Here is a 10216-nt window from a genome sequence, read left to right on the forward strand (position 1 = left end):
ACACCACCGCAACGACCAGGAGCCTCGTCTCGTCACCCCACACCCGCTGACCTGCACCTTCACCCCAGCAGGACAGGATGAAAACGGTTCACTGAACTGTTTTCATCCTGAGGATGTGCAGGTCAGCAGGATGTGGACGGCTTGGACGGCTGTGCCTATACGGCGGGTGGAACAGCGGCTCTCCAATTACGCTGACCACCGCCGCATGACAACCGGTGTCCCGATCACGGGAAAGCCCGTCTGCTCGCGGAAGGTCTGCCGTCGGCAGTCCAGGACCGGGCAGAACAGCTGTCGACACGGACGCGGGCCACCACTCAGCGGCCATCCACGGGCATGTCCCATACCGTCCGGCGGTGGCACCTGTGCGCGTTCCCCGTCGACACCCCGCATACAGGGCAAGGCACCGGGACATCCCGCGTCCGGGCCCTGACCCGGACCACATCGCTGCCAACCACAACATCCTCGACGACCAGCGTCGGCAAACCAAAAAATACCACGGCAGGTTGAAGTCAACCTGCCAAACGGTCACAGGCACAGACCCAGCGCCACCACCGACTACGGAAACAGAGCCGCCCGTTTGGCAGATCCCACGACTTCGTTTTACCGCCACGACCGGGCAAGCGTTCAACACATTTAGCACATCCGTGGACTGGTGCCCTTGTCCAGCGCGCGTGGCAAGGCCCAGCGTATGGTTTTGAGCCGGGGGGACCCTCTTCTCGGCAAGTCGGGGTGGGGGTAAGTGATGACGATGCCGGATGCTGGCCAGAACTATCTGGTCGCCGGTGACGAGCAGGGGACGCCGGTATCGCCGAAGGCGAGCGGTGCCGAGCAGTTGGTACAGGCTCTGGAACGAGCCGCGGTCGATGTGGTGTTCGGTATTCCGGGGGGCGCGATTCTGCCTGCGTACGACGCGCTGCTGTGCTCCCAGGCAGTGCGGCATGTCCTAGTCCGGCACGAGCAGGGGGCGGGGCACGCCGCCGAGGGATTTGCGCGGGCGACGGGCCGGGTAGGGGTCTGTGTGGCTACCTCGGGGCCCGGGGCGACGAACCTGGTGACGCCGCTGGCCAACGCCCGCCTGGACTCCACCCCTCTCGTCGCTATCACCGGCCAGGTGCCCAGTCATTTGCTGGGCACCACCGCGTTCCAGGAAGTGGATATCGCTGCTGTCGTCGGCCCGGTGACGAAAGGGGTCTTCCGGGTCACTCGGGCCGATCAGGTGGCTCAGGCGGTCACGGCGGCACTGAATATAGCGCTGGAGGGACGACCGGGTCCGGTCCTGGTGGACATTACCAAGGACGCACTGCAGGGCAGCGCCCCTCACCATGCCTCGGCTTTTTGCCCTGACCGCGCCTCCGCGCCCGACGGCCATCCACGGCGCGAACCGGACCCGCAGCGCGTCCGCCAGGCCGGCGACCTACTGCGGCGCGCCACGCGCCCGGTCCTGTACGCGGGCGGGGGAACGGTGGCTTCACAGGCAGACGGCGCCTTGCGTGAACTCGCCGAGTTGCTGGACGTACCGGTGGTGACCACTCTCATGGCACGCGGGATCCTCCCTGACGACCATCCGCTGAACCTTGGCATGCCGGGCATGCACGGGACTGTGCCGGCGGTGATGGCGTTGCAGCGGAGTGACCTGATTCTGGCCGTTGGGGCTCGGTTCGACGACCGGGTCACGGGCAGGATCGACACGTTCGCTCCCGGGGCAGAGGTCATCCACATCGACATCGACCCGACAGAGATCGGGAAACTGCGACACGCGCACGTGGCCCTGCACGCGGACGCCCGGGCCGCACTGACCGCTCTGACCGCCGCACTGCAGGGCACGCTACCGCGCCAACGGGCCCGTATGGCTCCTTGGTGGCGCACCCTGCAGCATTGGCGTACCGAGTGTCGGCCGGGAACCACCATGGATCCCGTGCCCGGCACCGTCACACCACAGGCAGTGTTCGAACAGCTCGCGGCTGTCTGCCCCGAACAGGCGGTGTTCACCACCGGAGTGGGTCAGCACCAGATGTGGGCCGCCCAGTTGCTGCCCGCCCGCAATGCGCGTTGCTGGATCACCTCCGGCGGTGCTGGCACCATGGGGTTCGCGATTCCTGCCGCGATGGGCGCGAAAATCGCTCTGCCGACAACAACCGTGTGGGCCATCGACGGCGATGGCTGCTTCCAGATGACCAGCCAGGAACTGATCACCTGCGCCACGGAGAACATTCCCATCAAAGTCGCCGTCCTCAACAACGGCTCTCTTGGCATGGTTCGCCAGTGGCAGTCCCTTTTCTACGCCCAGCGCTACAGCGCCACCACGCTCGGCCGTCGCGTGCCCGACATCGCCGCGCTCGCTCAGGCCATGGGATGCGTGGGGCTGCGCTGCACCAGTACGAGCGACATCCGCCCGACCCTGGAGAAGGCCATGGCGATCGATGACGTGCCCGTCGTCGTTGACTTCGCCATCAGTGCCGACGACATGGTCTGGCCGATGGTCCCCGCCGGCGCCTCCAACGACGACATCCTCATCGCCCGCGGCACCCGCCCCGACTTCGGCGACTCCGACTGACAGTGAGGATTAGCCATGGCACTGCTCGGGGGTCTGACTCTCCGGCTGACTGACGTTTCGGCTGTCCTTGTTGTGAATCGTCGGCCTGCCGGGCGGTGCCGCCTGGCGCGTGGCCGGTCGGGCGTCTGTGACTTCATAGGAGCCCTGCGAAAGGTCCGTCCGTTTGCCCGACCGGCACGTGCCCTCCCATCGGTGCGCCTCGGAAGGGCAGTACATAACTGCATGGCAGCACAGGACATAGTGTTGATCGGTGGGATCGACACCCACGCCGATTTTCACCAGGCCGCGGTCATCGACAGCATCGGCCGGCACCTAGCCACCGAGCAGTTCGAGACCACTCCGGACGGCTACCGCAGGCTGATGGACCGGCTGCGCTCGCACGGCGACGTCCTCGCCTTCGGTGTCGAGAGGACCGGCGCCTACCGCGCCGAGATCGCCCGGTTCTTGACCGCACACGGCATCACTGTGGTGGAGGTTGACCGTCCCGACCGCAAGGCCAGACGGGACAACGGTACGTCCGACCCCATCGACGCCTGTGCGGCGGCGACCGCCGTGCTGTCCAGCCTGGCCGGCGGGACCCCGAAGGCGAGGAACGGGACAGTGGAGGCGATCCGGTCCCTGCGGGTGGTCCGCAAAAGCGCGTTCAAGGCTCGCACCCAGGCGATCAACCAGATCCGCACCCTCATCGTCACTGCCCCCTCCAGCGTCCGGGACAAGCTGCGCGGCCTGTCCACGACGGAGCTGGTCGAGACTCTGGCCCGCTCCCGCTCGCACGGGCGAACTCGCCGACCCGGCCTGGGCGGTGAAGACAGCACTGCGCAGACTCGCCCGCCGTTACCAGGTACTCGACGAGGAGATCAAGGACGCGGACCGGGAGATCGGGCCGCTGGTCACCCAGGCCGCCCCCCGGCTCATCGCCCTGCCCGGCGTCGGCCCGGAAACTGCCAGGCAGCTGCTGGCCAGCGCGGGTGACAACCTGACCGGCTCCGCTCCGAAGCTGCCTTCGCCCACCTGTGCGGGCCCCCCCGGCCTCCGCCGGCCGCATCAACCGCCACCGCCTCCACCGCGGCGGCAACCGAGCGGCCAACAACGCCCTGCACATCATCGTGCTGGTCCGCATGCAGTACGACCAGCTCACCCAGGAATACGCCGCCCGGCGAACCGCTGAAGGCATGGTCAAGAAGGACATCGTCCGCTGCCTGAAACGGTTCGTCGCCCGCGAGGTCTACCGCCACCTGCCCCACGGGATCCAAACCCACTGAACCGCTCCCGCAGAGCGCTTGAGGACCTATAGGAGCTTCACCCCTCGCGCCGACGCCACGCCTGTCCGTCGGCTACCCAGCCCACCAGAACACGTGAGGGACCACCCATGTCTTGTTTCCCCGGTGCGCGAGTGACCCGCCTGGCACGTCGTGCCAGGCGGGGCGTCCTGACCACCCCGCAGACCGACACCCTCGTCGAGGCTGTCACCGCGCACTACCCACAACCGCAGTATGACAACTGCACCTTCGTCCTGTGCCGCCTGGAGCTCCCGCCGAACAGCAGCACCGGCTGGCACTACCACCCAGGCACCCTCATCGCCATCGTCGAGCACGGCGAACTCCACCACCGCGGGCCCGGCGGAGAAACCCGCATTTATCGTGCCGGAGACGCCTTCGTCGAACCGTCCGGCCCCGGGTACGTCCACTGCGGTACCGCTGGCCCTGACCTGCCGACCAGACTCCTAGCCCTCTACATCACCCCCAAGGGACATGCCCTCACTATCCCCGCATCAGCCCCTGAGTGACGTGACAGTAGTGCCGGTCAAGGCCCGATGCCCGCCCTCACGAGTTGCTGCGAGGACGAGCACGTGTCCCCCGGATCGGCGCGCGCGCCGCCGCGAAGGTCACGCGCCATGCCACCGCTCCCCACACAGGCGATGCGCGCCAGGAACTCGGCGCCGAGGATGACGCCCAGGCCGGGCATGCTGGTGTGATCACCTCGAAGGTGTGGTTCGGGAAACCGAGCCTCGATGGGGGTATCGAGCTCGGCAACCTGCTGGTTGAGGGCCATGACCTCCCTCGCCAGCGTGTGGGCCATCTGGGCGGTCAGCTTCTCGTCCGGCAGGCTGGTGTCCTGGCGCTCGGCGACCTGCACTGCTGTCTCGGCGAGCTGTTCGGCGCGGAGGACCTTGTGGTTGCGGAGCCAGGCCTCCAGCCGCTTCGTGCCCAGTCGGCGGATGGCGGCCGGAGTCTGATAGCCGCCGAGCAGGCTCAGGGGCCCTGTGTTGGTGAGGTCGAGGGTCCGCTTCAGGCCGGGAAAATTGCTGGTGAGGTGGTCTCCGAGTGGGTTAGCCTCGGGCTTTCACGCGGTGGGCTGTTCCGAAGCGTGATCAAAACGCGAGAAGTCTCCTGACCTGCAACAATAGGACTTGTCGAGGGTCCAGATCGTGCCGTGGAAAGAAGCACTTCTCAGGTGAAGAAGCGTATCGGGTCGTACCCGCGCGTCCGCATCGAGGGCGGCGGCCGGTCGGTGGTCTCCCAGGCCGGGGGTGTGCTGCTGGTCGAGACCGTCCGCAAGTCCGGGTTGGGCACCGCGATACAGCGGCGTTGGCGCCGTGGCGGAAGACGCGGGTGGTGCACGATCCGGGCAAGACCGTGCTGGATGTGGCCCTCGCGGTCGCGCTGGGCGGGGACTGCCTCGCGGATGTCGGAGTGCTGCGGGCCGAGGCGGCCGTGTTCGGCCCGGTGGCCTCCAACCCGACCATCTCCCGCCTCATCGACACCCTCGCCGCGGCCGGCCCGAAGGCCCTGACAGCGATCCGGTCAGCACGGGCCGAAGCGCGCGAGCGTGTCTGGAGGTTGGCCGCAGCCTCGTCGCCGGACGCCTCAGGGCAGGTGATCGTGGACCTGGACGGGGTGCTGGTGCTGGCCCACTCCGACAAGCAGGACGCCACCGCGACCTGGAAGAAGACCTACGGCCACCACCCGCTGATGGGCTTCGTCGATCACGGAAGCGGCGGCACCGGAGAGCCGGTGGCCGCGCTGTTGCGGCCCGGGAACGCGGGCAGCAATACCGGCGCCGACCACATCACTACCGCCCAACTAGCCCTGGCCAGCTGCCGAAGAACTACCGGCGTGGGCGCCGGACGCTGATCCGTACCGACTCCGCGGGCGGCACCCACGAATTCGTCGCCGGGCTCGCCCAGCGGGGCAGGTGGCTGTCTTACTCGGTCGGTATGACCGTCACCGATGCCATGCACCAGGCTGTCCTCAAGGTTCCGGCCGCCGCGTGGACACCCGCCGTCGAACCGGAAGGTGAGATCCGCGAGGGCGCCTGGGTCGCCGAACTGGCCGGTGATGTCCTGGGCGGCTGGCCGAAGGGGATGCGGCTGATCGTCCGCAAGGAACGACCCCACCCCGGCGCCCAGTTGCGGTTCACCGACGCCGACGGCCTGCGACTCACCGCGTTCGCCACCAACACCACCGGAAGTCCGATCGCCGCACTCGAACTGCGCCACCGCCAACGCACACGAGCCGAGGACCGCATCCGCGCCGCCCGCGCCACCGGCCTGCGCAACCTGCCCCTGCACGACACCGCTCAGAACCAGATCTGACTGGAGATCGTCCAGATCGCCCTCGACCTGCTGGCCTGGATGCCCATGCTCGCTCTGACCGGCAAAACCCGCAGGTGGGAGCCCCGTCGTCTCCGGCTCCGCCTCTTCTCCGCCGCCGCCCAGCTCGTCACGACCGCCCGCCGCCGGCGCCTGAGGTTCGCACCCCACTGGCCTTGGACCGACTTGATCACCGACGCCATCGCCCGGCTCGGGGCTCTCCCGAACCCAGGCTGACCAGCCAGTTCCCGCTCCAGCGAGCAGCACCACCCGACCGGAGCCGTGGAACCCGGCGCCCACCCGACGCGACAGCCGGGCCATCAGCACGGCCACCACCAGCCCGAACAACCGAAACGGTCCGCCGAAGAAGCCGACGGACCGTCATGAAAGATCGAGGTTAACGGTCCGGGTGCTGTCGGCGACAAGGTTCCATGCGGCGGCTGGTGAGGATGAGGTCGGTGGCAGTCTCGTCGCCGGCGTATCGGTTCGGCGAGCTCTGGCATGGCGCAGAACCTATCGCGAGGGGCATTGCGCGAAAGCTGTTTTGCGAGGGTTGCGAGAATGAAGATCAGGGGCAAACCGGACAGGGCCTTGCCCAGCGCGGTCTTCAGCTCCTCGATCTCCGCCTCGAGCCGCTCCTCCCAGCCCGAGCTACAGCGGCTGCCCACGGCGGCGAGACCGGTCTTGCCGGGCTCCAGGAACTGACCACGCCACTTAGCCACCGACGTCTGTGACGTCTTGTACTTCCGGGCCGCGTCAGCGGCCGTCATCTCTCCGGACAGGACCGATAGACGATCCGTATCTTCTGCTCCACCGGGAACCGCGGCGGACGGGACATCAGGCTCTCCTCGTACTCACGGAGGCTAAACAAACCCCTGTGCCAGAAAGTCTGACACGCGGCGCAACCATGCACGAGGTCGCTAGATCAGCAAAAATTCAATCGACCGCAGCATTGTGGAGAGAGGTTAATGCGGGTGACGCATAAGATTCGACCAGATCGGCCACTTCCTCTGCACAACCGTAGGAGAAGCTGAAACCGGACCCGCCGTGTCCGAAGTTGTGAGTGATATTGAAGCCGTAGTCGCGTGCTACGCACACGTTCTCCAGCCGGTACGGGCGCAGTCCCACCGTCGGTTGAATACGTGGATCGTCCAAGCAGAGGGGGCCGAGCCACTCCGGCAGAAATTCTCGGCACCTCTCGAACATTTGTCGTGCGGGCTCATACTCTTTACCTATGGACACGTCATATTCGGAAGGCTCGACCAGGCCACCGAGTACCACTTCGTCAGTTCGTGGTACCACGAAGACCATGTCTTGCGCATGGCGGCTCTTGGCCATCACGCAGGCACGCTGAGGGCCGACACCGTCAGGGAACAGAGCCCGGGGAATCCGCCATAATAGCCCGCGCAGCGGCACCATAGTTGCACCCGCAAGTTCGGCCGCGCCCATCCCAGCACAGTTGACGATCGCATCCACTCCGAAGGCTCGACGAAGCCGCGCCTCCTGAGGGATGAGCGGGCCCGTCACCCGCTGCGCCGGTCCGCTGCAGCCGGAACGTACTAGCTCCACCCCGGCCGCCACTGCTTTCCGCCGCAACCAAGGGATGTACCGAGGAGTGTCAATGGCCGGCACGACGATGCGGTATCCCTCCACCACGCCGAACCGCTCTGGGACAGCCGCCAGTTCATCATCGGACAGAATCCGAAGCTCCCGGAGCACTCCGCGTTCCGACAGGCTCGTGAGTTCAGCGAGCTTGCCCCGTTCCACCCGGTCGGTTTTCACCGGCGAGGTGAAATAGAAGTCGGCTTCTACCATGCGCACCCCAGTCTGTGGGCCCTGGGACGCGATTCGCTCGAATTCTTGGTAGGAGCTCACGCACCAAGCCTTAGACCTGGACAAAGATAGGGGATTGCCATGCTGTCCGCACACGGCGGGCGGAAACTCCCACAGCGCGCCGGCTACGGTGGATACTGTTTGCTCAGCGGAGCTCGCGGCCAGTAGCCGCACTCGGTGCCCCCGCCGGGCCAACACCAGCGAGGTGGTCAGCCCGCTGACACCACCACCGATCACCAAAACCGCCGAACTCGAATCAGATGACTGCTTCATAATGCGTTACTCGCTTTCTGTCAACTCACCATAAGGACAGGACAACAGGGCTACCGAGCCCTGGGAGCCGCTCAGACGGTCGAGTCACTTGTAGAATCAGGCTCGGGATCTCAAGGACCGGTACGAAGAGCCTGCGTGGCACACCCATGGTTGTCACCTCCCGCTTGCAAGCCGCCGCCGGATCTTTCCTGCCCGCGCGAAATCTTTGCTCACCGTGTCCAATCGTCGCGATGCGTACGCGCTCGACGGTCAGCGGTTCTGAAGTAAACGGTGTAACTGGGTTGGTTTCGTCGGTCAGATTCGGTTGTGTGTGAGGCGGCCGTCGAAAGCGATGTCGAAGGCCTGCAGGGCCCGCTTCCACCTGGTCGTCCATCGTTTGCGCCCGGTTCCGGTCGGGTCGAGGGGCATGACCGCGAGGCAGATGCACTTCAGGGCAGCGCTCTCGGTAGGGAAGCGACCGCGGGCCCGAACAGCCCGGCGTATCCGCGCGTTCACCGACTCGATGGCATTGGAGGTGCAGACGATCCCGCCGGATCTAGCGTCAGTGATCGTGGAGATCGTCTGCTTGGCACCTACGCCCCGTAGACCTCGGCGAGGTGAGCGGATATCTCACCGTGGGTGAGGCCCTTCGCGGACAGGGGACAGCACCAACTCGTCGGCGTCGGTCAGCCGGCGCTGCCGCTTCTTGACGATCTGCGGCTCGAACGATCCCTCGCGGTCCCGCGGCACCTCGATCTCGACCGGGCCGACGTCCGTGGCAGCGGGCTTGGATCGCTTGCCATTGCAGGAGTTACCGCCGATTTTCCCCGCCGCATCGTGACGGTCATAGCAGAGGCGATCGCTCATCTCCCCTTCGGAAGCGGACTCCAGAAGCCGTTTCGTCAGCTGCTGCAGCAATCCGCCCTCACCAGTCAGCTGCAGGCCCTCCAACTGTGCCCGGGCCACGAGCTCCTCGATGAACCAGTCATCGGCTGCCGCCGGCACAGGCCCTGACACGGGCGTCTTGGCTAAGTTCTCGATGGTCACAAGTGCACTCTTCCTTGATCGGAATTACACCGTTTTTTCTTACAGTCCCTCACTTGTCGCCATCGTGGGACAACTCCGATCGCCGGTCGTCGTGGCCCGGATGACCGCCTCGGGTGCCGTGCCAGCTGCCGAACCCAGCAGACTGATCCCGGCACGTGCCGCCAGATCGGACATCACTGTCCTCACCCCGCCCCAACGGGGCTGGCGAATATTTGTTCAGCTGCGGGTCATTCATCTGATGTGTCGAGCGTCAACGTCAGGTCGTCATCACTCACGATCCGGGAAGGAAGGCAGACTCCGATTCCTGCGATCACCGCGCTTCGTGTAATCATCTTGCTCCGCCCCGCTCTCCACCTTCGGTCGTGCACTTTCCCAGCATTTCCGGTTCAGGCTCCGACAGTCCACCTCCTCAGGTGCCGCCTTGTATAGCCGTCCCGACAGTGAAAATGGTGCACTCCGGGCAGCTTTGCGCTCTTGTGAAACGCGTCGTCAACAACGGAATCCCCGGTGAATCAAGTTGAGGAGCGGGATAGATGATCTTGGTGTAGATCGTCTTGGGAGTCCTGCTGGTGGACACTGCTGCACCCCTGCATCAAGGGGCTTCCGGTTCCCGCCGGAGCATCGCGTACGCGGTCTGGCTGTACCACCGTTTCCCGATGTCCTTCCGTGATATGGAAGAGCTGCTGTTCGAGCGCGGTATCCATGTGTCCTACGAGGCGATCCGGCTGTAGTGCGATCGGACTTTTCAAGCACATGGAGCGCGAGTTGAGGTATTCCGGTGATCCGGTCGGTTTCTGGTCCAGGCGGTCGTGGCCACGGTGCCGGAGGCCTACTCACGGGGTTCTTAGACGGTGTCCTATGTGGTGAGGCGGACGAGTCGCTTGTAGCAGCACAGGGCGGCGGCGAGACCGAGAAAGGCCAGGTAGTTGCGGGAGTGG

General features: G+C 65.8%; 9 protein-coding genes and 2 pseudogenes. 6 read left to right on the forward strand and 5 right to left on the reverse strand.

Features of this window, described 5'->3' with window-relative positions:
• Nucleotides 1–742: 742 nt before the first annotated feature.
• The 4 genes from ilvB (at nucleotide 743) to ABZ624_RS40715 (ending at nucleotide 4340) form a co-directional block, all read left to right on the forward strand.
• The gene (ilvB, locus tag ABZ624_RS40700) at nucleotides 743–2554 is read left to right on the forward strand and encodes a biosynthetic-type acetolactate synthase large subunit (protein ID WP_360100343.1); all 1812 of its coding nucleotides are present in this window, start codon (nucleotides 743–745) and stop codon (nucleotides 2552–2554) included.
• A gap of 222 nt (nucleotides 2555–2776) precedes the next feature.
• The gene (locus ABZ624_RS40705) at nucleotides 2777–3526 is read left to right on the forward strand and encodes a transposase (RefSeq protein WP_360100346.1); all 750 of its coding nucleotides are present in this window, start codon (nucleotides 2777–2779) and stop codon (nucleotides 3524–3526) included.
• 41 nt (nucleotides 3527–3567) lie between these two features.
• Nucleotides 3568–3816: a hypothetical protein gene (locus ABZ624_RS40710; protein WP_360100349.1), complete on the forward strand. Its 249-nt coding sequence runs from the start codon at nucleotides 3568–3570 to the stop codon at nucleotides 3814–3816.
• A gap of 131 nt (nucleotides 3817–3947) precedes the next feature.
• The gene (locus ABZ624_RS40715) at nucleotides 3948–4340 is read left to right on the forward strand and encodes a cupin domain-containing protein (protein ID WP_360100352.1); all 393 of its coding nucleotides are present in this window, start codon (nucleotides 3948–3950) and stop codon (nucleotides 4338–4340) included.
• 17 nt (nucleotides 4341–4357) lie between these two features.
• On the opposite strand, the gene ABZ624_RS40720 is transcribed toward ABZ624_RS40715, so the two are convergent.
• A complete protein-coding gene (locus tag ABZ624_RS40720; RefSeq protein ID WP_360100355.1) occupies nucleotides 4358–4690 on the reverse strand; it encodes a hypothetical protein in 333 nt (110 codons plus the stop codon).
• Between the two features lie 318 nt (nucleotides 4691–5008).
• Here ABZ624_RS40720 and ABZ624_RS40725 point away from each other — a divergent pair.
• A pseudogene (locus tag ABZ624_RS40725) lies at nucleotides 5009–6383 on the forward strand (IS1380 family transposase).
• 83 nt (nucleotides 6384–6466) lie between these two features.
• On the opposite strand, the gene ABZ624_RS40730 reads toward ABZ624_RS40725, so the two are convergent.
• The 4 genes from ABZ624_RS40730 to ABZ624_RS40745 all read right to left on the reverse strand — a co-directional run bounded on the left by ABZ624_RS40730 (nucleotide 6467) and on the right by ABZ624_RS40745 (nucleotide 9278).
• The gene (locus ABZ624_RS40730) at nucleotides 6467–6916 is read right to left on the reverse strand and encodes a hypothetical protein (RefSeq protein WP_360100358.1); all 450 of its coding nucleotides are present in this window, start codon (nucleotides 6914–6916) and stop codon (nucleotides 6467–6469) included.
• A gap of 166 nt (nucleotides 6917–7082) precedes the next feature.
• Nucleotides 7083–8252, reverse strand: a complete 1170-nt coding sequence (locus ABZ624_RS40735) for an FAD-dependent oxidoreductase (protein WP_360100361.1) — start codon at nucleotides 8250–8252, stop codon at nucleotides 7083–7085.
• Nucleotides 8253–8546: 294 nt separating this feature from the next.
• Nucleotides 8547–8858 (reverse strand): transposase, encoded by a 312-nt coding sequence (locus tag ABZ624_RS40740; protein ID WP_360100367.1) that lies wholly within the window; start codon nucleotides 8856–8858, stop codon nucleotides 8547–8549.
• A 3-nt stretch (nucleotides 8859–8861) separates the two neighbouring features.
• A complete protein-coding gene (locus tag ABZ624_RS40745; protein ID WP_360100364.1) occupies nucleotides 8862–9278 on the reverse strand; it encodes a transposase in 417 nt (138 codons plus the stop codon).
• A gap of 587 nt (nucleotides 9279–9865) precedes the next feature.
• Between ABZ624_RS40745 and ABZ624_RS40750 the strand changes: the two are divergent.
• Nucleotides 9866–10003, forward strand: a pseudogene (locus ABZ624_RS40750) (IS6 family transposase); the annotation flags it as partial.
• Nucleotides 10004–10216: the final 213 nt, after the last annotated feature.

This window comes from Streptomyces sp. NPDC007205 (genome assembly GCF_040634095.1).
In the GTDB taxonomy this organism is placed as follows: Bacteria; Actinomycetota; Actinomycetes; order Streptomycetales; family Streptomycetaceae; genus Streptomyces.

Bases quoted from the DNA above. Each gene is read 5' to 3' on its own strand.
- ilvB (WP_360100343.1), top strand. From the start codon at position 743: ATGACGATGCCGGATGCTGGCCAGAACTATCTGGTCGCCGGTGACGAG.
- ABZ624_RS40705 (WP_360100346.1), top strand. From the start codon at position 2,777: ATGGCAGCACAGGACATAGTGTTGATCGGTGGGATCGACACCCACGCC.
- ABZ624_RS40730 (WP_360100358.1), bottom strand. From the start codon at position 6,916: ATGACGGCCGCTGACGCGGCCCGGAAGTACAAGACGTCACAGACGTCG.
- ABZ624_RS40735 (WP_360100361.1), bottom strand. From the start codon at position 8,252: ATGAAGCAGTCATCTGATTCGAGTTCGGCGGTTTTGGTGATCGGTGGT.